The following is a 25,024-nucleotide window of genomic DNA, read 5'->3' on the forward strand; positions in this document are numbered from 1 at the left end:
GGTTTCCGACGAACGCTTCCTCACTTGGGGTCAGGAGCTCTGGCCAGGCCCGGTCTCAAGTGAGGACGCGTCGGGAGAAAAGCCGCAGGACCTGAGGACGCGTCGGGAGAAAAGCCACAGGACCTGAGGACGCGTCGGGAGAAAAGTCGCAGGATCTGATAGAGCGTCCTTTGGGGCACGAATTAAACGCACGACGCCGGAACCCGCTTTGAGTTCCGGCGTCTTGAGTTCCGGCGTCGTGTTGTCGCGTTATTCAGCTCAGAGACAGAGCCTGCGGGCCAGGCTAGGCCGGGGCGGCGACGTCCTCTGCCTTGCGTTCCTCGACGAGGCCGCAGACCGCCGCGAAGAGCGGGTGGTCCTGCGCCAGTCCGGTGATGCGCTCCGTGGCCGCGGCCGGTTCGGACGAGGCCAGGATCTGCCCGAGCTCAACGGCCTCGGTGTCGGCGGGGTCGTTGAAGCGCAGGGCAGCAGCGATGGCCCCGAGCAGGGCCTCCGGGACGATCCCGCGTTCGGCCAGTTCCGCCGCCGGACCGATGAACCGCTCGTGCCGGCTGAGCTTCCGCAGCGGCGCGCGCCCCACGCGGTTCACGGTGTCCGGCAGGTGCGGGTTGGTAAAGCGGCCCAGGATCTTCTGGACGTAGGCTTCCTGCTCGTCGTAGCTGAAGCCGTGCTTGGACACGAGCAGCTGCTTGGTTTCGTCCAGCACGGCGCGCACGTCCGCAGCAACGTCCTCGTCCGCCATGGCGTCGGAAATCTTTTCCAGCCCGGCTTCAAACCCGAAGTAGGCCGCGGAGGCGTGGCCCGTGTTCACCGTGAACAGCTTGCGCTCGATGTAGGGCCCGAGCTCGTCCACGAAGGTGGCACCCGGAATCACAGGGGCGGCACCCCCGAACGGCGTGCGGTCGATGACCCATTCGTAGAACGTCTCCACCGTGACGTCCAGGCCCTGCCCGGGTTCCTGGTTGGGCACGATCCGGTCCACGGCCGTGTTGGCGAACACCGCCGAGTCCGCCAGGGATCCGGCGGCCTCGTCCCAGGACGAGACGATCGACTCGCGCAAAAGGTCCGTGGCGTTGATGGCGTTCTCACACGCCATCACCTGCAGCGGCGGCAGCCCAGCGGCCCGGGCGGCGATTCCCTTGGCGATCGCGGGGGCCACGAACTTCAGGATGTGCGGCCCCACAGCCGTGGTGACGATGTCCGCCGTCGCGATTTCCTCGATGAGCTGCGCCTCCTGGGTGCCGGAGTTCACCGCCCGGAAATTGTCCACCGTGCGCACGGCGGGGTTCTCCCCCACCTCGTGCACGCTGTAGCTGTCCGTCCCGGCGAGCTGGGAGATCAGGGCATCCGCAACGTCAGCGAACACCACCTCATACCCGGCTTCGTGCAGCAGCAGGCCAACAAACCCCCGGCCGATGTTGCCGGCCCCAAAATGTACAGCCTTCACTATGCGTTGACCTTTCCAAACAGTTCCAGGACTTCGTCCACGGATGTCGCCGCCTCAAGCTGCGCCACCTGCGCCTTGTTCGTGAAGACCTTGGCGATCGAGGACAGGATGTGCAGGTGCTCGTTGTTGACACCGGCCACGCCCACCACGAACTTGACCTGCTTGCCGTTCCAGTCGATGCCCTCGGGATAGCGGATCACCGAGACAGCCGACTTCCGGATGTGGTCCTTGGCGGCGTTGGTGCCGTGCGGAATGGCGAGAAAGCTACCCATGTACGTGGAGACTGACTCCTCGCGCTCGTGCATCGCGCGGATGTAGTCCTCATCCACGGCGCCGCGCGCCAGGAGCAGCTGGCCTGCCTCGTCGATCGCGGCGTCCCGGGTGGAGGCTGAGCCGGTCAGGACCACGCTCTCCGGTACCAGGATGTCCGACGGCGCCGCGACAGTTTCGGGGGAAGCGTCAGTTGCGGCGCCGGTTCCGGCCGCTGCACCGGCGGCCGCCGATGCGCTCGCTCCGGCACTGGTACCGGCTTCGCCCGGAGCCTCCGCCCCTTCCGCATTGCTGCGCTGGACCATTTCCACGATCTCGTCATAGCGCGGGCTGTTCATGAAGTTGTCCACGGAAACATGGACTGCGCTGGCCGTGGCCGGCTTGGCCCGTTCCGTGAGGTCCTGGTGCGTGACCACCACGTCGTAGGTGTCCCTGAGGTTGGCGATGGACGCATTGGTGACCTTGACGTCCGGGAACCCGGCCGCCTTGATCTTGTTGCGCAGCACGGAGGCGCCCATGGCGCTGGAGCCCATTCCGGCGTCGCACGCGAACACGATGTTGCTGATCGGACCGGTCAGAACGCCCACGCCGCCACCGGCGCCCGCGCCGGTGAGCACGGAGGAAACCGAGCTCTTCTTGCCCTTCATGGCTTCCATCTTCGCGGTGGCATCTCCGAGGTCAGCTTCGTCGCTGTGGCGGGTTGTGCGCAGGATCAGCGAGGCCACGAGGAAGGAAACCGTGGCGGCAAGGAGCACGGAGAGGATCACGCCGAGGTAGCTGTCGCGGGACGTCTGGGCGATGACGGCGATAATGGAGCCCGGGGCCGCCGGGGCCACGAGGCCGGAGTTGGTGACCGCCAGCGTGGCGATGCCGGTCATGCCGCCGGCAATCGCCGCCAGGATCAGCAGCGGGCGCATGAGGACGTACGGGAAGTAGATCTCGTGGATGCCGCCGAAGAAGTGGATGAGGGCCGCGCCGGGAGCAGAGGCCTTGGCGGCGCCACGGCCGAAGAACATGTAGGCGAGCAGGATGCCCAGGCCGGGGCCGGGGTTCGCCTCCAGCAGGAACAGGATGGACTTGCCCTGGTCCAGCGACTGCTGGATGCCCAGCGGGGTCAGTACTCCGTGGTTGATGGCGTTGTTGAGGAAGAGAACCTTGGCCGGTTCGATGAAGATGCTGGTCAGGGGCAGCAGGCCGTTGTTCACGAGGAACTGGACCACGTTGCCGGCGGCGGTGCTGAACGCCTGGACCAGCGGGGAGATGCCGTAGAAGCCGAGCATGGCGAGCAGGGCGCCCCAGATGCCGGCGGAGAAGTTGTTCACCAGCATCTCGAAGCCGGGACGGATCTTGCCGTCCCAAATGGCGTCGATCTTCTTCATGGTCCAGCCGCCGAGGGGGCCCATAATCATGGCGCCGATGAACATCGGGATGCCGGCACCGACGATCACGCCCATGGTGCCGATGGCACCAACGACGCCGCCACGGACGTCATAGACCATCTTGCCGCCGGTGTAGGCGATCAGGAGAGGCAGCAGGTAGGTGATCATGGGACCCACAAGGCCCGTGTTCGGAACTCCTTCGGCGTTCGTGCCGAATCCGCCGAGCTGCGGTACCGGGATCCATCCCTTTTCGATGAACAGTGCCGTGATGATGCCCCAGGCGATGAACGCACCGATGTTGGGCATGATCATGCCGGAAAGGAACGTCCCGAACCTCTGGACGTGCACCCGCGCACTGGTTTTGGGTTTTGCAACTGTCTCTGTTGCCATGTGATTTCCTAACGTGGTCCCTGCGGCACCGCAGGATGGTCCGATAGTTTCGTCTAGCTGGTGGAACTGGTGGAGATCCGGTGGAGCCATTCGAGAAAAAGCTTGAGTTCCGAACTGGTGAGCTGGTCCGAGTGGGATGCCTGCAGCGCCGCGTTCAGCGCGATGGCAGCCACCACCACTGATGACTTTCCGGAGTCCTCCGGTCCCGCATCCCGCCCCTGGTCCCTGGACACCGCAAAGATCATGGCGTCCCGGGTCATGGTGGACAGCTCCAGGTTCCGCTCGGCGGCCGGTTCTGCGATCAGCATGAGTGTCACGCCCACGTTGGCTGCCAGGATGCTCCTGGCCGCCTCCCGTGGCTGGACGTTCAGCTGGCCGGCCGCAGCAGCCTTGTTCAGCATTTCCTCCAGGAGTCCCTCCGCATCGGCAACGATGGCGGGGCGGCTCTCGGGGCGGATGTTACCGAACATGACCAGATAAAGTTCGGGCTGCTTGAGCCCGAACTGCACGTGGTTGTCCCACATCCGCCGGATATCCACCAGCGGCTGTCCGGACGGGGCGAAATCCCTCTCGCCCGCCACGTACTCTTCGAAACCCGCGGCGACAACTGCGTCAAACAGGCCCTCCTTGTCACCGAAGTGGTGATAGAGGGTGGGCGCCGTGACACCCGCCAGCTGCGTGATCTGGCGGGTGGAGACAGCGGCTCCCGCGGAGTTGGCCAGCAATTCGGCTGCCGCACGCAACAGCCTCATTTTGGGCGGAAGCTGGCCATCGAAACTCATAACCGCTACCCTAGCACCTATAGCAACGCTATATGAACTGAATCACATACAATTTTTTTCAGGCACCGCAACGCAGCATCGGACGTAGCCGTTCCGAGCTTCCGGGCTCCCGCCCGGGCAGATACCGGCGGGCCTGGCTACCGGCAGAGAACGAGGACCTTCAGTGCAGAACTTCCCAGGAGTAGGCGTCAGCCCCGGACGCATCATCGGCACGATCCGCCAGATGCCCAAGCCCATCAGCGAACCTCCGGCCGGCGAACAGCTGGCTGCCGGGACTACCCCCGAGGAGGCGACGGCAGCACTGAAGGCCGCAGCGGGTGCCGTCCATGATGAGCTGAAGGCCCGCGCGGACCACGCCACCGGTGATGGCAAGGCGGTCCTGGAAGCCACGGCCCTGATGGCCAAGGACACCATGCTGATCAAGGGCGCAGCTAAGCTGATCGCCCGCGGCACCTCGCCGCAGCGGGCCATCTGGGAATCGGGCTCCTCGGTTTCCGAAATGCTGCACAACCTCGGCGGCTACATGGCCGAGCGCGCCACCGACGTCCTGGATGTCCGCGCCCGCATCGTGGCCGAACTCCGTGGCGTATCCGCACCGGGCATCCCGTCGTCGAACGAACCGTTCATCCTGGTGGCCGAGGACCTGGCCCCTGCCGACACCGCCACCCTCGATCCCAACAAGGTCCTCGCCCTGGTCACCGCCGGCGGCGGTCCGCAGTCCCACACCGCGATCATCGCCCGCTCACTCGGCCTGCCGGCGGTTGTGGCCGCCGTCGGCGTGGACGAGCTTCCGGACGGCACCGAGGTTTACGTTGACGGCGCCGCCGGTTCCATCACGGCCAGCCCGGACGATTCGCTGCGCGCAGCGGCCGAGGCTTGGGCCGCCACGGCCTCCCTCCTTGCCGAGTTCAGCGGTACGGGTTCGACGGCGGACGGCCACCTCGTGCCCCTCCTCGCCAACGTGGGCGGGGCCAAGGACGCCCAGGCCGCGGCCAAGCTCGGCGCCCAGGGCGTTGGCCTGTTCCGCACGGAGTTCTGCTTCCTCGAACGTGACACCGAGCCCACCGTTGAGGAACAGGCCGCGGCATACAAGGGCGTGTTCGATGCCTTCCCGGGCAAGAAGGTGGTGCTCCGCACCCTGGACGCCGGCGCAGACAAGCCACTCCCCTTCCTCACCGACTCCACCGAACCCAACCCGGCCCTGGGCGTGCGCGGCTACCGCACCGATTTCACCACTCCGGGGGTCCTGGATCGGCAGCTGGAGGCAATCGCGCAGGCCGAAAAGGAGTCGGAGGCTGACGTCTGGGTCATGGCTCCGATGATTTCGACGGCGGAGGAAGCCGCCCGTTTCGCCACGATGTGCGCCGAAGCCGGCATTAAGACGCCGGGCGTGATGGTGGAGGTTCCGTCCGCCGCCCTCACCGCCGACACCATCCTGCGCGAAGTGGCCTTTGCCAGCCTGGGAACCAACGACCTCACCCAGTACGCCATGGCCGCCGACCGCCAGCTGGGCCCGCTCGCCGGGCTGAACACGCCGTGGCAGCCTGCCGTATTGCGCCTCGTGGGCCTGACCGTTGAGGGTTCACGGGCAGAAGGACACAACAAGCCGGTGGGCGTCTGCGGCGAGGCCGCCGCGGACCCGGCCCTCGCCGTCGTGCTGACCGGCCTGGGCGTGACCACCCTGTCCATGACGGCCCGCTCGCTCGCGGCGGTGGCCGCCGTGCTGAAGACCGTCACCTTGGCGGAGGCCCAGGAGCTGGCCAAGCTGGCCCTGTCCGCGCCGAGCGCCGTGGAAGCCCGCGCCTGGGTCCGGGAAAAGCTGCCCATCCTGGAAGAACTCGGACTGTAGTTCAGCTGCTCGGGGAAGGCAGGCGCTCGGAAATCCGGGCGCCTGCCTTCCTTGGCGTTCACGCCGTCAGAATGGGGGTCAGGCCGTGGAGCCTTCGGCTGCCGCTGTGCCCTCGGCCGCGGCGCCGGCCCAGCGCCGGATGGTCCGGGCAACATCTTCGGTTGCGGTGTCCTGAACGACGTGCCCGCGCCCGGGCACCTCGGCAAACGCACCGTCCGGCGCCTGCGCGGCGAGGAGTTCGCACCACGGCCTGCGGGCGATCGGATCCCTTCCGCCACGGAGGACGAGCACCGGCTGGGCCACGCCCCGGATCCGGGAGTCGAGCGGGTACTCCATCATCACGGGCAGTTCTGTCAGATACCACCGAAACCCGGTCCGGAAGTAGTCGGTAAACACCACGGCGTTGGTCAGCGGCGGCTCGCTGAAAAGCGAATCCCGTGTCAGTGCGAGCGCGTGCCACGCCGCGCTCCGCCGCGCAGAGTCCACCACCGGACCCATGAGCACTGTCCGGGTCACCAGCCCGGGCGCCTGGAGCGCCAGTTCCACTGCGAACTGGACCCCCATGGAATGGCCCACCACAATGCAGGACTCCACGCCATGCTCCGCCAGGACCGCCGCGACGAAAGCCGCGTACTCACCCACCGTGACCTGCCGCCCCGGACGCGGCGTGCCGCCGAAGCCCGGCAGGTCGAAGGAGTAGACGGCAGCGACGCGTTCGGCGCCCTCCGCCTGCAGGTTCTGTTCTTTCGGGCCCCGGGCCAGTTCGACGTGCAGCCGGGCGAGGTAACGGTGCGAAACGCCGATGCCGTGGAGCAGCACATAGGCCGGCTGCCCCGCGGCCGACGCCTCGTTCGAGGTGTACAGGCGCCCCGTCAGGCCGTTCGCCGTCACTGCTTTCCCGCCGCTCAGTCTCATCCGCCGAGCATATCCAACTCACCGTTCCGCAACGGTTAGGCTTCTGCCATGGCTCTGATTGCTCCCCGGGTGGCGCCCGCCCTTCCTGCCGACGATGCGCTGGCGCTGCAGCGCGCGCTCGACGGCGGCACTGACATCACCGTCTTCGTGGACGGTACTGTCCACCGCCTCCCGCCTCAGGCGAGGGACGCCGTCGTCGACCTCCTGGCACGGTTCAGCCGCGGCGAAGCGGTGACCGTCAGTAGCGTGGAGGAAATGCTCACCACCTCAAAGGCGGCAGAACTGGCCGGCATCTCCCACACCTACCTGCGCAACATGACGGACCGGGGCGAGATCCCCGTGGAATACCGCGGCACACACCGCCGCATCCGGCTGGCCGCCATCATGGCATGGCTGGAAGGGCAGAAAAAGAAGAAGCAGGCGGCAACGGCCGCCGCGGCCGGTGAAGCCTCCGACGCCGGGACTTCCAACGGCGGGAGCGCACAGTAGCGTCTCGCGCGGTTTGGCGGTGGCTGGAGACGTTTAACGTGCAAAGATTGAAGGTAATCGGAAAAGCGCCGGCGCCCGAAGGCTCGGGCATGGGCACCGGTGACATCGGAACCACGGACTGCAGGAGGCCTGGGAATGGAAAGTGCGGCAATTTCCACCTCCGCGCTTGACTTGCTGCTGCTCCTGCGGGGAAGTGAACCGGAGGGGCTGGGCCGCGCGGACCAGGTCTCCTACCAGATCGAGACGGCCATTCTGATGGGCATCCTCACCGAAGGCGACAGGCTGCCCACGGAGTCCGTGCTCGCCGGTGAACTCGGCATCTCCCCGATCACCCTGCGGCAGTCCCTGGCCGCCCTGCGGACCAAGGGGTTGATCGAAACCAGCCGTGGACGCAGCGGCGGCAGTGTGATTCGCCGGCAGATCGAATTCACGAATTCCCAGCTGCAGGACAAGCTTCGCGAAACGAGCACAGAGGCGCTCAGGGACCTTGGCGACCTCGGTGCGGCCATCGCTTCAATGTCGGCCCGGCTTGCGGCCGGGCGGGCGGATCCCAAGAACGTGGAGCACCTTGAGGATCTGGCGAGGCGCCACCGGGACTCGGCCGATGACCGGGCGCGGCGCCGCATGGACAGCCGGTTCCATGTTGCCGTCAGCATCGCCGCACAGTCCAGCAGGCTGACCTCGGCCGCCCTTCAGCTTGAAGCCGAGCTGATGACCCTGTGGTGGGGGCGCTCCGGCCAGGCCGGCAGTGACGGCAAGTCCGTGGAAGAACACGCCGCAATCGTTGATGCCATCAGGGCCCGGGACGCTGACGCTGCCGCCAGCGCGGCAGAACGGCACAGCCGCAACGAGACCGAATACTTGATAGAGCAGCATCTCAGATTGACGATGCGGCCCGAAGAAGGTGCGTGACGTGGAGACCGTAGAAGAAGCCCTTGAGCGGACGGCCGCCGCGCTCTCCTCGAGCATTAGCCGCGTTTTCGTTGATCTGGAGAAGATTGCAAGCACCGTTACGGCGGCGGCAGCAGCCGTGTCAGGCGTAGCGCGCCGCAGCGAATTCCTGTTCCTGAAGCAGGAACTCGCCAATTTCATCAAGCTGCACTCGGACATCATCGTCGGAGCCGGCATCGCCTACGCCCCGGGAAGTCTCCGGGAAGCAACGCACTGGCTGGAATGGTGGCGGACGCAGCGGACGGGCGAACCCCGTTTTGTCACCCATGACCTCAACCCGGACTCGCTGAACTACTACGACTACACAACCCGCGACTGGTTCACCATCCCGTCCGCCAGCGGGCAGCCCGTGGCGGTTGGACCCTACGTCGATTTCGGCGGCATCAACGTCAACATCATCACCCTCTGCGTTCCGGCGCCCACCGCCCAGGGGATTCAGATCCTGGGGTGCGACCTGACCCTGGCGAACCTTGAGGGTATCTTCCTGCGGGCCCTTCAGCTCCGCGAGCCCGTGGTGGTCCTCGTGGGCCCCAACGGCCGGGTCATCGCGTCCAACAACGCACGCATCGCCACGGGAACTCTGTTCCTGGAAGAGGACATGGCGCGGGCTGACATCTCGGTGGACGTTTCGCCGGCCAACCCCGCGCGGCTGCCCTGGAAGCTGATCACCCTCCGGGATTAGGCTCCTTCGCGGACTGTAGATGTCCCGGCCTGCAAGCAAAATGACGGGGTGATAAGGATCAAGCAACGATCCTCCCTATCCAGGGTTTCCGGCTGGCCCGCGGGGTTACTCTTTATTCGTGGTGAGATTCAGGGGGTTGCACATCGTGGCGGGCATCGTCGCCATGGGTGTGGCGGCTGCCTTGGGAACCATCATGGGCCTGAACAATACCGCCGTTTTTACTTCCAGCTGCGTGGTCTACGTGGCTGTATCGCTGTTCGTCCAGAGCCGCCTCGCAAAGTTCCGCACCCCGCTTCAGGGGCTTCCGCAGCATCTGCCCGACGGCGTTCCGCTGGAACGGACCGCAGAGCGGACTTCAGAATGTCCTGCCGAGCAGCTGCCCAGCGGCGAGGGCAACGCCGCCTAGATCCTTGGCCTTGAAGCCCAGCGCCGCGCCTTCAGGGCGGCGTGCAGCTCCAGCCGCACCATCCCCTTGAGCGGGTCCACGCCCAGCAGCTGACGGATGCGGCCCAGCCGGTTGTAGATGCTGCTGCGGTGCAGGTGCAGCTTCTCGGCGACATCCTGGACAGAACCGTCATTGTCGTAGAGCAGTTCCAGCACCGGCAGGAGCTCGCCGTTCCGGTCGTGGTCCTCCAGAGCCCGGAAGTTCACCGAACTTGCATCGCTCCAGACCCCGGCCCCGCCGCCGGCCGAGGCCAGGAGCTGGTAGACGCCCGAGGCCCGGCAATCCACCAGCTCGCCGAGTCGTGGATCAACCGCGGCCGCCAGGGCGGCAACCTTCGACTGCCGGTAAGCCTCGGCCAGGTCCTTGACACGGCCGAATCCCTCACTGGTTCCCAGGATGATCCGCTCCACGGACCTGCCGGAACGCTTGGCGAGCTCCAGCTGATAGTGCACCAGGACCTGAGCGTGGCTCGCGCGCCCCGTGGACTCCCGGAAAAGGACCACCGAATGTGTCTCGGCACCGGCGCTGAACAGGGCAGCGTCCACGCCGATGGTGGCCTGCAACGCGGCTGCGCGGTGAATCAGCGCCGAGGCGATCGGGTCTGGCCCGGCCATCCAGCCGTCGGCGTCGAGGACCGTCACCAGCTGCCACGGCCCGCGGTCCTGGACTTCCTTCCAGCCCGCCACGGCAGCAACCGCATTCGCTTCCCCGGCGCAGGCTGCCAGGAACTCCCGTTCGCGGCTGCGCCGGAATTCTGATTCGGCGGTGTTGGAGTCGAGCAGCATTCCGGACAGCAGGTCCAGCTCGTCCCGGACGCCGGGCAGTTCGGCGAGGATCGCCGTCGCACTTTGCTCCTCCAGATCCTGCTGCACCCACAGGTAACCCACGCGGAATCCCCGGACCAGCAGCGGGACGCAGACGCGCCCCAGCATTCCCAGGTCCTCGTTGGCGGGCACCACCACCGGCCGCACCGCGGTGGCGATGCCGTGCGAGAGCTGCCAGTTTTTGACGTCCAGCGGCACGCGCTTGCTGAGCAGGAAGTTAACCCGGACCCGGTCCGCGTGCGACTGGTTGGAGCTGTAGGCGAGCAGCAAACCGTCCAGGTCTTCCAGGGAAAGCCCGCGGCCAAGTTTCAGGGCTACCCGCTCCACGAGCTGCTCCACATCCTGCTGCATGGTGAAAGACTACGTCCCGGAGGGGGCCTCGGGCCAACGGACATCAGGCGACACCTGACGCCCCACCGGTCGACATTAGTCGAACACCGGACTTCGAAAACCGCGGAATCACGCGGTCCGGCTACGGGCGGGGCAGCCAATTCCTGTAGTGCGCCTCACAGCCGGATCTATTCTGGAATCACAACATTCCCCACACATTCCGGCCTTGCAGCCATCGAATCTGGAGCCCAAAAAATGATCATCGGTGTCCCCAAAGAGATCAAGAACAACGAATTCCGCGTCGCCATCACGGCTGCCGGCGTTCACGAATTCCGCACCCACGGCCACACGGTCCTGGTGGAGCGCGGTGCGGGCCTGGGTTCCGGCATCACCGATGAGGAGTACGCCATTGCTGGCGCGGAAATCGTCGCCGATGCCGACGAGGTCTGGTCCCGCGCGGACATGGTGATGAAGGTCAAGGAGCCCATCAAGGCCGAGTACCACCGCTTCCGCAAGGGCCTGATCCTCTTCACCTACCTGCATTTGGCCGCCGAGCCCGAGCTGACCCAGGAGCTCATCAACGCCGGCGTCACCGCCATCGCGTACGAGACCGTCCAGGAAGGCCGCACGCTGCCCCTGCTCGCGCCCATGTCCGAGGTGGCCGGCCGGCTCTCCGTCCAGGTGGGCGCGACCTCCCTGATGGCGCCCGCGGGCGGGAAGGGCGTGCTGCTCGGCGGCGTCCCGGGCGTCCGCCCGGCCAAGGTCGTGGTCCTGGGCGCTGGCGTCGCAGGCACCAACGCTGCCGCCATGGCCCTGGGCCTCGGCGCCGACGTCACCATCCTGGACATCAACATCAACCGGCTGCGCGAACTCGACGCCCAGTACCAGGGCCGGCTCAAGACCGTGGCGTCCAACAAGTACGAGATCGAGAAGTCCGTGGTGGACGCCGACCTCGTGATCGGCTCCGTGCTCATTCCCGGCGCGAAGGCCCCCAAGCTGGTGACCAACGAACTCGTGGCGCGCATGAAGCCCGGCTCGGTGCTCGTGGACATCGCCGTAGACCAGGGCGGCTGCTTCGAGGACACGCACCCCACGACGCACCAGGAACCCACGTACAAGGTCCACAACACGATCTTCTACTGCGTGGCCAACATGCCCGGTGCCGTCCCGAACACCTCCACCTACGCGCTGACCAACGTCACGCTCCGCTACGGCGTGGCCCTGGCAAACCTCGGCGTCAAGGCAGCCTTCGAGAAGGATCCCGCACTCGCGGCCGGCCTGAACATCGCCGCAGGCCACGTTGCGCACCACTCCGTCTCCGAGGCACACAACCTGCCCCTCGTTGCGGACTGGCACGAGCTGGTCTCCGCGTAAGTCTTTGTTCGTCCTGCTGCGCTGGACGACAGACATCCGCCGCGTGCTGCTCCTTCGTCGCTTTGACGCACGCTTCCGGATGCCTGTCGTCCAGCGTTGCCTGCGTTAAGCCTGCACCCTCGCCAGCTCACGTGCTTTTTCTATTAATTTGAGGACCTCAACGGGGCCGGCTGGGTCTACCGGCACCGGCAATGACGAGGCGGTGCCGCCGGCGGAGATCTTGGCAGCGAGGAGGCGGTAGAACTCCGGGTAGTTCCCGCGCTCGGTCGGCAGCCGGTCCAGGTGCCCGTCGCGCCCCAGCTGTCCGGCCCATTCGGCGGCCTCCACGCCGTACTCCGCATCCAGCGGGCTCCCGCCGGCGACGATGTACGGCTCCTGCGGGTCCACGCCGTGCTTGGTGTAGCCGCCATCGGTGCCGAGGACACGGTAGCGCGGGCCCTGCTGCGCGCAGAGCATGTTCATCCAGTGGTGGCTGAGCACGCCGCTCTCATGCCGCACGATCACGAAGCAGTCATCATCGGTCTTTTCGCCGGGGCGGCGGGCCTGGAGCTCGGCATGGACCACCTCGCCCGGGCCGAAGAGCTGCAGCGCCTGGTCCAGGAGGTGGGTGCCGAGGTCGAACAGGACACCGCCGCCGTCCGCCGCGGTGGCCTCCGCTTTCCAGGCCTTGGCAACCTCGGGCGACCACCGTTCAAACCGTGATTCAAACCGCGTGACCTCCCCCAGCACACCTCGCTCCAGCAGGGCTTTGACCGTTAGGTAGTCCCCGTCCCAGCGGCGGTTTTGGAACACCGTCAGCACCCGCCCCAGCCGCTCAGCGAGCGCAATCAGCTCCTGCCCCTGATCGCTCGTAACGGCGAACGGCTTGTCAACGACGACGTCGAGCCCGGCCTCGAGCGCGGCCTTCGCCAGCGGATAGTGGGTGGCCGGCGGAGTCCCCAGCACCACAAGGTCAAGGTCAGCGGCCACCGCAAGGACAGCATCGCCGTCGGGCACCGTTCTGACGTCGGGGTATTGCTCGACGGCGGCTGCCTGCCGGCCCGGGTCAGAGGTGGCGATGATATCCAGCGAGTAGCCGGGGTCCGCCGCGACCAGCGGCGCATGGAAGACCCGGCCGGACAGGCCAAAGCCCACCACGGCAGTGCGGATGGGAGCGGAGGGGATGGGGGAATCGGTGCTCATGGTGCCACGCTACTCCCTGGGCCGGTCCAGCTTCAGCCGCCGGCACCTCCGACGACGCGGGTGACCAGCTCACGCCAGGACTCCTCCAGCCGCTCCGGCGAAAGGTGCTGCTCGCGGACGGCGTGCAGCAGCCGTTCGGGTTCGAGGGTTGCGCTGAGGGACATGGCCATGAGCCACGGGTCCGCGTCGAAGCCCGCCGAGCGCAGCAGATGCTCGATGTGGCGGTGCCACAGCACCGCGGCGGGGGCCTCGAACCTGTTGTGCAGCGACGCTTCGGCGGCCCGCGCGAGCTCACCGTATTCCATGACATACCGGATGCGTTCGGCGCCGAAGGCGATCAGCCGTTCCAGCGCCGGCGCCCCGGGACCAAGCGGCGGCGGCCCGAACATAAAGCGGCCCTGGAACTCGGCCTCGGCGTCGCTGAGCAGGGTCATCATCAGGCCGGCCCGGCTGCCGAATCGGCGGAACACGGTTCCCTTGCCCACGCCCGCGCGCTCCGCCAGTTTGTCCATGGTCACGCCATCGGCGCCGCATTCCTCCACGAGCTGCCGGGCAGCGCACAGGAGCAGCTCCCGGTTCCGGGCAGCATCGCTGCGTTCCGCTCCGGCCCCGGACGTGGACGCGGCGCCGGACGACGATCCGGGAGCGGACCCGGATCGGATTGGGATGAGGCTCACACCAAGCATTCTAGACCCGGGAATAATATCCGGACCGCAGTCCGTTTAGTCTGGATGAAGGCACAAAACGCCTCCAAGAACCATTCGCCCCGGAGCGTTCCGGGCAAGACCTAAGGAGTTCACATGTCCAAGAGCACCGTACTCGCCCTGGTGGGAAGCCTGCGCGCCGACTCCCACAACCGCAAGCTCGCCGAAGCCATCCAGCTGAACGCCCCTGAGGGCCTCGAGATCGTGATCCACGAGAGCCTGGGCAACATCCCCTTCTACAACGAGGACATCGACGTCGAGGGCCAGGTCCCGGCCGCCGCCACCGCCCTGCGCGAGGCAGCCGGCCAGGCTGATGCCCTGCTGCTGGTCACCCCCGAGCACAACGGCACGATGCCCGCTTCGCTGAAGAACGCCATCGACTGGCTGTCCCGCCCCTACGGCGCCGGCGCCCTCACCGGAAAGCCCACCGCCGTCGTCGGCACCGCGTTCGGCCAGTTCGGCGGCGTCTGGGCCCAGGACGAGGCCCGCAAGGCCGTTGGCATCGCCGGCGCCCGCGTCCTGGAGGATGCCAAGCTCGCGGTCCCCGGCTCCATGGTCCGCTTCGCGGAAACCCACCCGAAGGACGACGCCGAGGTCGTTGAGCAGATCAAGGAACTCTTCGTCGCCCTGTCCGCCGTCGAGCCCGCCGGCGCAGCCGCCTAAGCGACTCCGCTCCCTCACACGCCCCCGGCCCTCCAGCGGCCGGGGGCGTGCGCGATTCCCGGCCTCGGCCCGCTGACCGGCGGCCCGGGCGGCTGCAATCAATCCGTGACTGAGCTGCCGCCAAACTGACACCCGGGCACCGTTCCCCGGCCCGCCGCCCCGCCGTAACGTTGATGTACGGGACGTGCCGGGGCAGGGAGTGCGGTGCAGTCATGAAGTCGAGCTGGGGAGTCAGACCGCTGACGACGGCGGTTGCCGCCTTCTGCCTGACGTTGCCCTTGTGGCTCGGCGCCTGCGTCCCGCTCGAACAAAATGCTTTCGACGCCGGGCCCTCCCCCGCCGTTGCACCCGAACCGCGCCCGGCTCCTCCGGTGAGCCCGCCAGAGGAAGCCGGGGCGCCCACCGCCACCGGATCCAGCGTGGAACCCGGGCGTGGAGCCTCGGGCCAGGGTGCCCCTGGTGCCGGCGCAACAGGTCAGGGAACAGCTGGCGGACTTTCCGAACCCGTTCCTTCAGCGGGTTCAGCTGCTCCGTCCGGAGACCCTAACCCTGGCGGATCAGGGCCTGCCGGGGTTCCGTCCGCCGGCGTGGCCGGCCCGGACGCCGGTCCTGACACCCAGACACAGCTGCCGGGCTCCGGACAGCAGCCCGCGCCTGCTTCGGGGGCCGCGGCCGGCCCGGCTGCCGCTGTCCCCACAACCGGTTCCACCCCAACAGCTTCCACGGCGCCCGGTTCGCCTGGAACTGGGACCGGTGAAGCCGGCGCCGGCACTGCGGTTTACTACGTCGCCCTCGACGACGGCGGCAGGTCCGGCGTGCGCTTCGGCTGCAACGACAGCCTGGTGGCCGTCCACCAGGCCGACTCATCCACCAGCGAGCCACTGCAGGCCGCCATGGGCAGGCTGCTGTCCGGCCCGGGCGCGCCGCCTGCGACCGGCCTGTACAACGCCCTGTCAGCCTCCTCGCTCCAGTACGTGTCCGGCTACCTGGACGGCACCACCGTGGTGGTGAACCTGACCGGTGCAGTGCAGCCGGGCGGCGTCTGCGATCTTCCGCGGATCGAAGCACAGCTCACCCATACTGCCGTCACGGCCGTGGGTGCCGTCCGGGCGGAAATCTATGTCAGCGGCGTGCCGCTGGCCGAAGTTCTCGGCCTCCGCTAGCCCTCATGGTCCCGTGAGAACAGGGCATCCATGTCAGCATGGGTCGGCGAGCCGGCGAGTTCGGACCAGTTGCCGTCGCCCAGGATTTCGGCGGCCACTCGGGAGACCGTTGCGTAAGCCGCCTTCGCAGCATTGCCGCCGATACTGACCCGCCGCACGCCGGCGTCGTGCAGTTCGCCCACCGACGCCGATCCGACGCCGGCAAGGGCATTCACAGGTGCCGAAATTCGCCTGCTGAGCTCATGCAGGATGTGAAGGTCTGTCACGCCGGGAACGAAGATTCCGTCGGCCCCTGCGGCAAGCCAGCGCTCGGCCCGCTCCAGCGTTTCCTCGAACGCCGAGTCCCCGAACTGCCCGGAAAGGTACGTGTCCGTCCGGGCATTGATGAAGAGGTTCACTCCGGACTCTGCCGCGATGCTGCGGACCAGACTGATCCGGTGGGCCTGCTCGTCGGCGTCAGTAAGACGTATCCCGCCCGAGTCTTCGATGTTCACGCCCACGGCGCCGGCCTCCAGCACCGCCGCGACGGTCTGCCGGAGCAGCCCGTCGTCGAAAGCGCCGTCCGCACCCGCATACCCTGCCTCGATATCCGCCGTGACCGGGAGACTCGTCGCCGCGGTGATCCTGCGGAGCGCGTCGAACGCCAGACCCGGCGGCACATGGCTGCCGTCGGGGTACCCCAAGCTCCAGGAAATGGCCGAACTCGAGGTGGCAATGGCCTGCGCCCCTGCCTTCTCCACGAGCCGGGCCGACGCCGCGTCCCACACGTTCACGAGCACCAGCGGAACAGCACCGCCCGCGTGCATCTGACGGAAGGCGTCAGCCTTGGCGGATTGGGAGAGTGCAGATCTGGACACTACGGATTGGGACCGTTCGTGCTGGGGCTCGAGTGACGTCATGGCTCCATTCCATGCCTTGGTCCGCCCGACGTAAAGGTGCCCGGCGGTCCTGGTTCCTAAGGTTCCAGAACATAAGTCAACAGCTGTTGCCTAACCAGCAACCTATGGCTGTACTCTGGGACTGTGACCCACGAGACACTCGACGCCGCCGCAGCCGTCCTCCCCGCCGAAGCCATCGACGCCATCGAGCGGGCCGCGACATCAGCCCACCGCCACGATGAACTCTTCTCCGAGCGAGCCGCGAACATCAAGCAGTCGGCGGTCCGGGATGTTTTCGACATTTCCATGCGGCCAGGCCTGGTCTCCCTGGCAGGGGGCAGCCCCTACCTACAGTCCCTGCCCCTCGAAAAACTTGCCCAGACGGCCGCGCGGATCATCGCCGAGGACGGCCTGACGGCGCTGCAATACGGCGGAGGCCAGGGCACTGAGGAACTGCGCACCCAGATCTGCGAAGTCATGGCCGCCGAAGGCATCCTGGACGCGCGGCCCGAGAACGTGGTGATCACCGCCGGCTCGCAATCCGCCCAGGACGTGGCCACCAAGGTGTTCTGCGATCCTGGCGACGTGGCCCTTGTGGAGGAACCTACCTATGTTGGGGCGCTCAACACGTTCGAGGCATACCAGGTCCAGGTGGAGGCCGTGCCCATGGACGACGACGGCCTGGTGCCTGATCTTCTCGAGGCCAGGATCGCGGCGCTCCAGACCGCCGGGAAAAACATCAAGTTCCTCTACACCATCCCCAACTTCAACAACCCGTCGGGCATCACGCTGGCGCAGGAGCGCCGGCAGCAAATCGTGGAAATCTGCCGCCGCGCCAACATTTTGGTGCTGGAGGACAACCCGTACGGGCTGCTGCGGTTCGACGGCGAGCCGCTGGCCCCGCTGCGCGCAGACAACCCTGACGACGTCATTTACATGGGATCGTTCTCGAAAATCTTTGCCCCGGGATTGCGCATCGGCTGGGCCCTGGTTCCGGCCCACCTGCAGCGCCGTTACTACCTGGCCTCCGAGGCAGTCACGCTCTGCCCACCTACACTAAACCAGATGCTGGTCTCGGCCTACCTTCGCGACTACGACTGGAAGGGCCAGATCGAGACGTACCGCGGGCTGTATGCCGAGCGGTGCCACGCGATGCTGGCGGCACTGGAGAAGCACATGCCTGAAGGGCTCAGCTGGACCCGGCCGCAGGGCGGATTCTTCGTCTGGGTGACGCTGCCGGAGGGCGTGGACACGTACCCCCTGCTCCACAAGGCAATCGATGCCGGCGTCGTCTTCATTCCCGGCGCAGCCTTCACGCACTCCGACGAACCGTCGAACAAGCTGCGCCTGGCTTTCAGTGCCGTTCCGCCGGAAGCCATCGCAGAAGGGGTGCGGCGCCTGGCTCCGGTGCTGCAGGAAGCCATAGACGCCCTGGCCTGAGCTGCGGGCGGCTAGGACATCAGATCATCCGGAACAAGCAAAGGAGATAAGGCCATGGCGGAAACCATTGTTGTGGGTGTGGACGGAAGCGGTACCGCGCGCAAGGCAGCGGAGGTGGCGCGGGACTTGGCCGGCGCGCTGGGCGCCCGGCTCCACGTCGTGTCCGCGTTCGATACCGACCGGACCGAGGTCTTCGGCAGCGGCAGTGACCGCTGGATCGTGTCCGACGCCGGTGAAGCTGAAAGGGTGGCCCGTGAGGTGGCGGCCGCCTTGGCGGGAGGCGAACTCAAGATCACCTATTCCGCCGCACGGGGCAAGCCCGCCGAGGCGCTGGTCAGGGAGGCGGACCGCCTTGAGGCGAAGATGATCGTGGTGGGAAACCGCCGCATGCAGGGCCTCGGGCGCGTGCTGGGCAGCGTGGCCAACAGTGTGGCCCACAGTGCGTCCTGCGACGTCTACATCGCGAATACCTACGGAGCGGACTAGCCCCGGCGCCGCCCTGACTCGGGCAGGCCTGCGCACTGCGGGCCTGCCCAGCGCAAGCCTCACTTGACGCGGATCACCCTGGCTGGTGGGCAGTCTCACCACGTTTTCCGGCAATCCGGCGAGGCCTGAAAGATAAAATTGGAGGTGCCCCGATGGTGCGGACAAACCCAAATCTACCTTTCAGGGGAACACTGTGCTTACACTCCAGCGTCGCCACCTCGTCGGCCACGACATCCTCCTCGCCCGCCACGGCAACCACATCAGCGCCATGCGCGTGGACCGCTCCGCGGACCGTGTGATCGCCCTCCTCGATGACGGCTCCGTGGACAGCGCCCCGAACCTCATCTCCCCCGACCTGCAGCTGCCTGACACGCTGAAGAGCGTACTGCGCGAGGACTGGAAGTTCCTCACGCTCGTGAGCGCCGGCATCGCCGCCGTATCCGGCGTCATGCTGGCCGCCGCGGTAAGCATGGCAGGCATGTCCGCCGATCCGGCCATGGCCCAGCTGCTGGCCAGCTCCTACACCGCCTACTAGACCGGTGCCCGGCGTCAGCCGATCCGCACCAGCACCTCTCGGAGTACCCACCACAATCCTGCGGTGACGCCGCCGCCCACCAGGGCGCCCGCAACAACCTGCGCCACTGTATGGGCGCGCAGCACCACCCGGGACCAGCCCACAGCGGGAATCAGCAGCAGCAGCGGAAGCCACGGGGCGCCCAGGATCAGCACCGCGATGACGGTGGTCAGGGCGATCGCCCCCGCATGGCCGCTGATTTTCCAGAACAGGCTGATGACGGCGAGCACCACCACGCCGCCCACTATGGCCAGCACCACCACAATGACGCTGTACGGCGCGTTAATGGCCAGGAGCACTGCCAGCCCCGCGAGCAGTGACACCACCGTCATGGCAAGCACCGGCGCCCGTTGCTCGCGGTTGCTGACGTGGTGGTCCGTCACCTTGCCCAGACGGACCAGAAGGACGACGGCGGCCAGGGGCAGCACGCACACAAACAGCACCGCCACGGCGCCGAACCACACGGTGCCCGGAAAGCCGGGTTCCAGGGCCGGGCTAAGGAGCAACAGCAAAGCCACGGTGATCGGCGGCTGAAGCGCCTCCGTAATGACCCGGGCCACGCGGTTTTTCACGCGGATGCTCATCCCGCGATCCTCACCCATGAAAACCCCGTCCCTGACTGTCCGTCCCCCCTTTCCCGGAGGGTACCGCTCCGCGGACCGCCAGTCGAGCAGCAGTGCCGGTCAGTCGAGCAGCAGTGCCGGCTCTTCCAGGATGGCGGCGACGTCGGCCATGAAGCGCGCTGAAAGGTCACCGTCCACCACGCGGTGGTCGAAGGATCCGCCAAGGGTGGTGATCCAGCGCGGAATGACCTCGCCGTCCAGGACCCACGGCTTTTGCTTGATGGTGCCAAACGCCACGATGGCCACTTCGCCGGGGTTGATGATGGGAGTTCCGGTGTCGATGCCGAGGGCGCCGATGTTGGTGACCGTCAGCGTGCCGCCCTGCATCTGCGCCGGCTGGGTCTTGCCGGCACGCGCGGTGGTGGCGAGCTCGTTGAGGGCCAGCGCCAGTTCCTTCAGGGACAGGTCCTGGGCGTTCTTGATGTTCGGGACCATGAGCCCCCGGGGCGTGGCCGCGGCAATGCCCAGGTTCATGAAGTGCTTGACGTGGATCTCCGCGGAGTCGCTGCCGTCCGCGTTGTCCACCCAAGTGGCGTTCACGCTCGGGTTCCGCGCTGCGGCCCAGATGACAGCCTTCGCGAGGATCAGCAGCGGGGAGACCTTGATGCCCTCGAAGTCGCGTGAAGCCTTGAGCCGCTTGACGAATTCCATGGTGCGGCTGGCATCCACGTCCACGAAGATGCTCACGTGCGGCGCGGAGAACGCCGATTCCACCATGGCCTTCGCGGTGGCCTTGCGGACGCCCTTGACCGGGACCCGTTCGATCCGCTGCTCCTGGGGACGGCCTGACGTGCCCCAGAAGCTGTCCGCCTTGTCCACTTCCGCGTCGCGCTGCGCCTGGTAGCTGACCAGGTCCTCGCGGGTCACCTCGCCGCGCGCGCCGGTGGCCACGACGTCGGCCAGGTCAATGCCGAGGTCGCGGGCGATCTTCCGCACCGGGGGCTTGGCCAGAACCCTGTTCATGAGCCCGGAAATAGCTCCGCCCAGCGTTGGCTTGTCAGTTTCAAGAGCGGGCGTCCATTCGGGCCGCCTCGTCACGGCAGGCGCGGCCACCGGACCGGCGCTGGGCGGACCGTCCAAGAGCGCATCCTTCGCGGACCGCGGCTGGACAGGCTCCACCTCCGGCGCGCCGTGGACTGCATCTGCCGGGATCGCCGGCCTGGTCTTGCGCGGGCGCCGCTTCACGGCGTCAGCCTTGGGGCCTGAACCCACCAGCGGACCGGCGGCCAGGCCGCCGTCGGCAGCTTCATCGTCGGCTGGCAGCTTTCCGTACATCAGCGCCGGCTCGGTGGCCTCGACGGCGGGCACCGGCGCGTCGGCCGGTGTGGGGTCGCCGTGCATGGTGTCAGAGACGCTGATGATGGCGGTCCCGACGTCCACCGTCTCTCCTTCCGGGACCAGCAGTTCGGTGACGGTGCCGGCGAACGGCGACGGGAGTTCGACGAGGGACTTGGCCGTCTCGATCTCGCACAGGACGTCGTTGATGGCCACTTCATCGCCGGGCTTGACCTTCCACGAAACGATTTCTGCCTCGGTCAGGCCCTCACCGACGTCGGGGAGGTTGAACTTGTTAAGCGTCATGGGATCCTCGGGTTCGAATGCTCGGCCGCTCCGGGAGGTGCGGAGCCGGTAGGCGAAGGGTCAGCAGGTGCTGGTGCGCGACGGCGTCAGTACGCGAAGGCGCGGTCCAGCGCCTCAAGGATGCGGTCGATGTCCGGAAGGTAGTCCTCTTCGACCTTGGCCACGGGGTACGGCATGTGGAAGCCGCCCACCCGGATGACCGGCGCCTCCAGCGAGTGGAAGGCCCGTTCGCTGATCCGCGCGGCGATTTCACCGCCGATGCCGCCGAAGGTGGGAGCCTCGTGCGCCACGACCAGCCGGCCCGTCTTCTTGACGGAGGCCTCGATGGCGTCGAAGTCGATCGGCGAGATGGAGCGCAGGTCGATCACCTCGATGCTGCGCCCGTCCTCCGCCGCGGCGTTGGCGGCAGCGAGGGCCACGGGGACGAGCGGGCCGTAGACCACCACCGTGGCGTCGGTCCCTTCCCGGACCACATGGGCCTTGAACGGATCCTCGGCCGGGCCGGCTGATTCCCTGTCGACCTCGCCCTTGAGCCAGTAGCGGCGCTTCGGTTCGAAGAAGATCACCGGGTCCTGGCAGTTCACGGCCTGCTGGATCATCCAGTAAGCGTCGTGGGGGTTTGACGGAGTGATGATGCGCAGCCCGGGGGTGTGCGCGAACAGCGCCTCCGGCGACTCGGAGTGGTGCTCGATGGAGCCGATGCCGCCGCCGTAGGGGATGCGGATGACCACGGGCACAGTGAGGTTGCCGTTGCTGCGCGAATGCATTTTGGCCAGCTGAGTGGTGATCTGGTTGAAGCCGGGGAAGACGAAGCCGTCGAATTGGATCTCGGCAACCGGAAGGTAGCCGCGCAGCGCCAGGCCGATCGCCGTGCCGATGATGCCGGATTCTGCGAGCGGGGTGTCCACCACCCGGTCCGCTCCGAATTCACCGATCAGACCGTCGGTGACGCGGTAGACGCCGCCGAGCGGGCCGATGTCCTCGCCCATGAGGAGGGACTTGGGGTTGTTGCTCAGCGTGGCACGCAGGCCTTCGTTGATGGCCTTGGCAATGGTCATGGTGGTCATCAGCGGCTTGCCCCTTCTCCCTCATCGCCGCCGGCAAAGCCCGCGCTGTACTCTTCGAACCACGCCAGTTCCTCTGCCACGAGCGGGTGAGCCTCGACGTAGGTGTTGGCAAAGGCGGTCCTGATGTCCGGTGCGTCCGACTCATACGTGGACTTGCGGATGTAGGCGGCGAGTTCGTCGCCGTCTGCGGCAACCTGCGCGAAGAAGGCGTCGTCGGCCATGCCCTCAGCGCGGAGGTACTTCTCCAGCCGGTCCAGCGGATCCTTCTCCCGCCAGAGGGCCTCTTCCGAGGACTCGCGGTATTTCGTGGGGTCATCGGCCGTGGTGTGGGCGCCCACGCGGTAGGTGAAGGCCTCAATGAGCACCGGGCCGTTGCCCTGGCGCGCGTGCTCGAGCGCCCATTCGGTGACGGCGTGTACCGCCACGACGTCGTTGCCGTCCACGCGGATGCCCGGGAAGCCGTAGCCCTTGGCGCGGTTGGAGAGCGGGATCCGGGTCTGCACAGCGGTAGGCACGGAGATGGCCCAGTGGTTGTTCTGGCAGAAGAAGACCACCGGGGCGTTGTACGAGGACGCGAACACCATGGACTCGTGGACGTCGCCCTCGGAGCTGGCACCGTCGCCGAAGTAGACCATGACGGCCGCCTTCGGCCCGGCCGGACCGTCGATGCCCTGGGCGCTCTCCACTCCTTGAGCCTCTGCCAGGCGCTGGTCGCGCTGGATGCCCATGGCGTACCCGACGGCGTGGGGCGTCTGCGCAGCCAGCACCAACGTGTACAGGTGGAAGTTGGTGTCCTTGGGGTTCCAGCCGCCGTTGGAGACGCCGCGGAACTGCTTCAGCAGTTCGGCCAGGTCCACGTTGCGGGTCAGGGCGACGCCGTGCTCCCGGTAGGTGGGGAAGATGTAGTCCTGCGGCTGGCTGGCACGCCCGGACCCGATCTGGGCTGCTTCCTGGCCCGTCAGCGGAACCCACAGCGCCAACTGGCCCTGGCGCTGCAATGCCGTGGCTTCCTGGTCGAACCGGCGAATGGCCGCCATGTCCGCGTAGAAACCCCGGAGTTTTTCGGCGTCGAGACGCGCGGCATACTCCGAGAACACTGAGTCGGTACCCAGCGTGCCATCGGGGCCCAGAAGCTGGACCATTTCACTCGAAGGCACACCCAGGGCCGCCTCGGCCTGCGCCTCGAGCAGGTCGTCCAGTTCCGTGCCATCGAACTCGGTGGAGGGCAGATGTGTTGCGCCCATACCGTCTCCTTGCCTGCCGCATCCGGATGCGTTGCAATGTCGCTGGGATATATGCCTTGCTGGGAATGCATTCCCGGTGAGGCATATATATTTGGCTTACTGTTCCTTACTTTATCCGGCGTAGGTAGTGCCGGCTGTTTGTTAAGCGCTAGGAACGGCGTGGCGGTTTTGTGTAAACCGCACAGAGTTCCAGGAATCGCGTGTTCGCTTCCACTTCGCCGATGCTGACCCGGACACCTTCATTTCCGAAGGCACGCACGGACAGCGCCCGTTCCCCGGCGAGCTGGGCGAACTCCGCACTGTTCTCGCCAAGATCGAGCCACACAAAGTTGCCCTGGGCGTCCGGAACGAACCAACCGAGGTCCCGGAGGCCTGCCGTTACCCGGTCCCGCTCAGCCACCAGGCTTTGTACCCTTTCTACAACCTGGCCAAAATTCTGCAACGACACGACGGCGGCCTGTTCGGCGATCTGCGAGACCGCGAACGGGGTGGCGGCTACGCGCAGATGCTGGGTGAGCTGGGGCTGGGAAACGCTGTAGCCGACCCGGAGGCCGGCGAGGCCGTGTGCCTTGGAGAACGTCCTGAGCACCGCCACATTGGGGTACTTGCGGTACATCCGGATGCCGTCCACCGCGTCTTCCGCCCTGACAAACTCCTGGTAAGCCTCATCGATGACCACTACAACGTCCGACGGCACCGCCCTGATGAAGCGCTCGGTTTCCTCGGCGGTCAGGATGGGGCCGGTGGGGTTGTTGGGAGTGCACAGCAGGATCACCCTGGTTCGCGCGGTCACGGCCGCGGCCATGGCGTCGAGGTCATGGCGGCCGTCAGCCGTCACGGGGATACGCACGCTCTCTGCCCCGGCCAGCCCCACGCAGATGGGATAGGCCTCGAACGACCGCCAGGCGTAGATCACTTCGTCGGGCTTGCCGTCGTCATTCTGGCCGGCGAACGTGGTCAGCAACTGGGTGAGGGCGCCGAGGCTGCCGGCACCGGTGACGATGTCCTCGGCCGGGACGTCGAGGAATCCGGCGAGCGCGGTACGCAGCTTGGTGCTGAGCGGATCCGGATATCGGTTGAAGTCGGTCTGGGCGGCAATGGCCTCCACCACGGCCGGGATGGGCGGCAGCGGGTTCTCGTTGGACGACAGTTTGTAGCTGGCAAGGCCGTCGACGGCGACGGGCGGCTTGCCGGCAGCGTAGCGGGGCAGCCGGTCAACCACCGGTCGCGGCCTCAGGCCCCCCGCCATAGTCTCTGATGAAGTCATGCCACCTAGCCTATGCCCCGGACTG

The 25,024-nt window shown here is 66.9% G+C and carries 24 protein-coding genes; 11 read left to right on the plus strand and 13 right to left on the minus strand.

The features are described from left to right. Positions 1–283 precede the first annotated feature (283 nt). From LFT45_RS21640 to LFT45_RS21650, 3 genes are read right to left on the minus strand one after another with little or no spacing between them, the layout of a single operon-like run. A complete protein-coding gene (locus tag LFT45_RS21640; RefSeq protein ID WP_236805792.1) occupies positions 284–1,447 on the minus strand; it encodes a mannitol-1-phosphate 5-dehydrogenase in 1,164 nt (387 codons plus the stop codon). Next, a complete protein-coding gene (locus LFT45_RS21645; protein WP_236805793.1) occupies positions 1,447–3,486 on the minus strand; it encodes a PTS mannitol transporter subunit IICBA in 2,040 nt (679 codons plus the stop codon). Before LFT45_RS21645 ends, LFT45_RS21640 begins: the two co-directional genes overlap by 1 nt. Positions 3,487–3,539: 53 nt before the next feature. Next, complete coding sequence (locus tag LFT45_RS21650; protein WP_236805794.1) at positions 3,540–4,268, minus strand: TetR/AcrR family transcriptional regulator; 729 nt, start codon at positions 4,266–4,268, stop codon at positions 3,540–3,542. 163 nt (positions 4,269–4,431) lie between these two features. Here LFT45_RS21650 and ptsP point away from each other — a divergent pair, with 163 nt between their 5' ends. Continuing rightward, positions 4,432–6,117: a phosphoenolpyruvate--protein phosphotransferase gene (gene ptsP / locus LFT45_RS21655; RefSeq protein ID WP_236805796.1), complete on the plus strand. Its 1,686-nt coding sequence runs from the start codon at positions 4,432–4,434 to the stop codon at positions 6,115–6,117. Positions 6,118–6,195: 78 nt separating this feature from the next. Here ptsP and LFT45_RS21660 read toward each other — a convergent pair whose 3' ends face one another. Then, a complete protein-coding gene (locus tag LFT45_RS21660) occupies positions 6,196–7,032 on the minus strand; it encodes an alpha/beta fold hydrolase (protein ID WP_236805797.1) in 837 nt (278 codons plus the stop codon). A gap of 48 nt (positions 7,033–7,080) precedes the next feature. Here LFT45_RS21660 and LFT45_RS21665 point away from each other — a divergent pair, with 48 nt between their 5' ends. The 4 genes from LFT45_RS21665 to LFT45_RS21680 all read left to right on the plus strand — a co-directional run bounded on the left by LFT45_RS21665 (position 7,081) and on the right by LFT45_RS21680 (position 9,560). After that, entirely contained in the window at positions 7,081–7,521 is a 441-nt protein-coding gene (locus LFT45_RS21665; protein ID WP_236805798.1) for a helix-turn-helix domain-containing protein, read from the plus strand. 135 nt (positions 7,522–7,656) lie between these two features. Beyond that, positions 7,657–8,433: a FadR/GntR family transcriptional regulator gene (locus LFT45_RS21670; protein ID WP_236805800.1), complete on the plus strand. Its 777-nt coding sequence runs from the start codon at positions 7,657–7,659 to the stop codon at positions 8,431–8,433. Between the two features lies 1 nt (position 8,434). After that, positions 8,435–9,154 (plus strand): PDC sensor domain-containing protein, encoded by a 720-nt coding sequence (locus tag LFT45_RS21675; protein ID WP_236805801.1) that lies wholly within the window; start codon positions 8,435–8,437, stop codon positions 9,152–9,154. A 118-nt stretch (positions 9,155–9,272) separates the two neighbouring features. After that, positions 9,273–9,560 (plus strand): hypothetical protein, encoded by a 288-nt coding sequence (locus tag LFT45_RS21680; protein WP_236805802.1) that lies wholly within the window; start codon positions 9,273–9,275, stop codon positions 9,558–9,560. Here the strand turns inward: LFT45_RS21680 and LFT45_RS21685 are convergent. After that, a complete protein-coding gene (locus LFT45_RS21685) occupies positions 9,557–10,774 on the minus strand; it encodes a PucR family transcriptional regulator (protein ID WP_236805803.1) in 1,218 nt (405 codons plus the stop codon). The two genes, LFT45_RS21680 and LFT45_RS21685, sit on opposite strands and share 4 nt — an antisense overlap. A gap of 234 nt (positions 10,775–11,008) precedes the next feature. Here LFT45_RS21685 and ald point away from each other — a divergent pair, with 234 nt between their 5' ends. Continuing rightward, positions 11,009–12,127, plus strand: a complete 1,119-nt coding sequence (ald, locus tag LFT45_RS21690) for an alanine dehydrogenase (RefSeq protein ID WP_102972464.1) — start codon at positions 11,009–11,011, stop codon at positions 12,125–12,127. A 105-nt stretch (positions 12,128–12,232) separates the two neighbouring features. Here ald and LFT45_RS21695 read toward each other — a convergent pair whose 3' ends face one another. After that, positions 12,233–13,309, minus strand: coding sequence for a Gfo/Idh/MocA family protein (locus LFT45_RS21695; RefSeq protein ID WP_236805804.1), 1,077 nt, complete (start codon positions 13,307–13,309; stop codon positions 12,233–12,235). A 32-nt stretch (positions 13,310–13,341) separates the two neighbouring features. Continuing rightward, complete coding sequence (locus tag LFT45_RS21700) at positions 13,342–13,986, minus strand: TetR/AcrR family transcriptional regulator (RefSeq protein WP_236805805.1); 645 nt, start codon at positions 13,984–13,986, stop codon at positions 13,342–13,344. Positions 13,987–14,109: 123 nt separating this feature from the next. On the opposite strand from LFT45_RS21700, the gene LFT45_RS21705 reads away from it, so the two are divergent. Continuing rightward, entirely contained in the window at positions 14,110–14,676 is a 567-nt protein-coding gene (locus tag LFT45_RS21705) for an NAD(P)H-dependent oxidoreductase (protein WP_236805806.1), read from the plus strand. A gap of 212 nt (positions 14,677–14,888) precedes the next feature. After that, on the plus strand, positions 14,889–15,839 hold the full coding sequence (locus LFT45_RS21710) for a GerMN domain-containing protein (protein WP_236805808.1): 951 nt from the start codon (positions 14,889–14,891) through the stop codon (positions 15,837–15,839). On the opposite strand, the gene LFT45_RS21715 is transcribed toward LFT45_RS21710, so the two are convergent. Beyond that, complete coding sequence (locus LFT45_RS21715) at positions 15,836–16,738, minus strand: isocitrate lyase/PEP mutase family protein (RefSeq protein WP_236805810.1); 903 nt, start codon at positions 16,736–16,738, stop codon at positions 15,836–15,838. The genes LFT45_RS21710 and LFT45_RS21715 overlap by 4 nt on opposite strands. A 123-nt stretch (positions 16,739–16,861) precedes the next feature. Between LFT45_RS21715 and LFT45_RS21720 the strand changes: the two genes are divergently transcribed. The 3 genes from LFT45_RS21720 (at position 16,862) to LFT45_RS21730 (ending at position 19,178) form a co-directional block, all read left to right on the plus strand. Next, positions 16,862–18,157, plus strand: a complete 1,296-nt coding sequence (locus tag LFT45_RS21720; protein WP_236805814.1) for an aminotransferase-like domain-containing protein — start codon at positions 16,862–16,864, stop codon at positions 18,155–18,157. 54 nt (positions 18,158–18,211) lie between these two features. Continuing rightward, on the plus strand, positions 18,212–18,643 hold the full coding sequence (locus tag LFT45_RS21725; protein WP_236805815.1) for a universal stress protein: 432 nt from the start codon (positions 18,212–18,214) through the stop codon (positions 18,641–18,643). Between the two features lie 193 nt (positions 18,644–18,836). Then, positions 18,837–19,178, plus strand: a complete 342-nt coding sequence (locus tag LFT45_RS21730) for a hypothetical protein (protein WP_236805816.1) — start codon at positions 18,837–18,839, stop codon at positions 19,176–19,178. A 14-nt stretch (positions 19,179–19,192) separates the two neighbouring features. Here the strand turns inward: LFT45_RS21730 and LFT45_RS21735 are convergent, their stop codons facing one another. The 5 genes from LFT45_RS21735 to LFT45_RS21755 form a co-directional block, all read right to left on the minus strand. Further along, the gene (locus LFT45_RS21735) at positions 19,193–19,801 is read right to left on the minus strand and encodes a phosphatase PAP2 family protein (protein WP_236805818.1); all 609 of its coding nucleotides are present in this window, start codon (positions 19,799–19,801) and stop codon (positions 19,193–19,195) included. 99 nt (positions 19,802–19,900) lie between these two features. After that, positions 19,901–21,421 (minus strand): dihydrolipoamide acetyltransferase family protein, encoded by a 1,521-nt coding sequence (locus LFT45_RS21740; protein WP_236805819.1) that lies wholly within the window; start codon positions 21,419–21,421, stop codon positions 19,901–19,903. Between the two features lie 86 nt (positions 21,422–21,507). Continuing rightward, complete coding sequence (locus LFT45_RS21745) at positions 21,508–22,488, minus strand: alpha-ketoacid dehydrogenase subunit beta (RefSeq protein ID WP_236805820.1); 981 nt, start codon at positions 22,486–22,488, stop codon at positions 21,508–21,510. Further along, positions 22,488–23,732 carry a pyruvate dehydrogenase (acetyl-transferring) E1 component subunit alpha gene (gene pdhA, locus LFT45_RS21750; RefSeq protein WP_236805822.1) on the minus strand — a complete coding sequence of 415 codons (1,245 nt, stop codon included), beginning with the start codon at positions 23,730–23,732 and terminating at the stop codon, positions 22,488–22,490. The genes LFT45_RS21745 and pdhA overlap by 1 nt, the downstream gene beginning before the upstream one ends. A 148-nt stretch (positions 23,733–23,880) precedes the next feature. Continuing rightward, positions 23,881–24,999, minus strand: a complete 1,119-nt coding sequence (locus LFT45_RS21755) for a histidinol-phosphate transaminase (protein ID WP_236805823.1) — start codon at positions 24,997–24,999, stop codon at positions 23,881–23,883. Positions 25,000–25,024: the final 25 nt, after the last annotated feature.

Origin of the sequence: Arthrobacter sp. FW305-BF8 (assembly GCF_021789315.1) — a bacterium.
In the GTDB taxonomy this organism is placed as follows: Bacteria; Actinomycetota; Actinomycetes; order Actinomycetales; family Micrococcaceae; genus Arthrobacter.

Coding starts and splice junctions, on each gene's coding strand:
- LFT45_RS21645 (WP_236805793.1), bottom strand. CDS start 3,486: ATGGCAACAGAGACAGTTGCAAAACCCAAAACCAGTGCGCGGGTGCAC.
- LFT45_RS21650 (WP_236805794.1), bottom strand. CDS start 4,268: ATGAGTTTCGATGGCCAGCTTCCGCCCAAAATGAGGCTGTTGCGTGCG.
- LFT45_RS21660 (WP_236805797.1), bottom strand. CDS start 7,032: ATGAGACTGAGCGGCGGGAAAGCAGTGACGGCGAACGGCCTGACGGGG.
- LFT45_RS21665 (WP_236805798.1), top strand. CDS start 7,081: ATGGCTCTGATTGCTCCCCGGGTGGCGCCCGCCCTTCCTGCCGACGAT.
- LFT45_RS21670 (WP_236805800.1), top strand. CDS start 7,657: ATGGAAAGTGCGGCAATTTCCACCTCCGCGCTTGACTTGCTGCTGCTC.
- LFT45_RS21685 (WP_236805803.1), bottom strand. CDS start 10,774: ATGCAGCAGGATGTGGAGCAGCTCGTGGAGCGGGTAGCCCTGAAACTT.
- ald (WP_102972464.1), top strand. CDS start 11,009: ATGATCATCGGTGTCCCCAAAGAGATCAAGAACAACGAATTCCGCGTC.
- LFT45_RS21695 (WP_236805804.1), bottom strand. CDS start 13,309: ATGAGCACCGATTCCCCCATCCCCTCCGCTCCCATCCGCACTGCCGTG.
- LFT45_RS21705 (WP_236805806.1), top strand. CDS start 14,110: ATGTCCAAGAGCACCGTACTCGCCCTGGTGGGAAGCCTGCGCGCCGAC.
- LFT45_RS21710 (WP_236805808.1), top strand. CDS start 14,889: ATGAAGTCGAGCTGGGGAGTCAGACCGCTGACGACGGCGGTTGCCGCC.
- LFT45_RS21715 (WP_236805810.1), bottom strand. CDS start 16,738: ATGACGTCACTCGAGCCCCAGCACGAACGGTCCCAATCCGTAGTGTCC.
- LFT45_RS21725 (WP_236805815.1), top strand. CDS start 18,212: ATGGCGGAAACCATTGTTGTGGGTGTGGACGGAAGCGGTACCGCGCGC.
- LFT45_RS21735 (WP_236805818.1), bottom strand. CDS start 19,801: ATGAGCATCCGCGTGAAAAACCGCGTGGCCCGGGTCATTACGGAGGCG.
- LFT45_RS21740 (WP_236805819.1), bottom strand. CDS start 21,421: ATGACGCTTAACAAGTTCAACCTCCCCGACGTCGGTGAGGGCCTGACC.
- LFT45_RS21745 (WP_236805820.1), bottom strand. CDS start 22,488: ATGACCACCATGACCATTGCCAAGGCCATCAACGAAGGCCTGCGTGCC.
- pdhA (WP_236805822.1), bottom strand. CDS start 23,732: ATGGGCGCAACACATCTGCCCTCCACCGAGTTCGATGGCACGGAACTG.
- LFT45_RS21755 (WP_236805823.1), bottom strand. CDS start 24,999: ATGACTTCATCAGAGACTATGGCGGGGGGCCTGAGGCCGCGACCGGTG.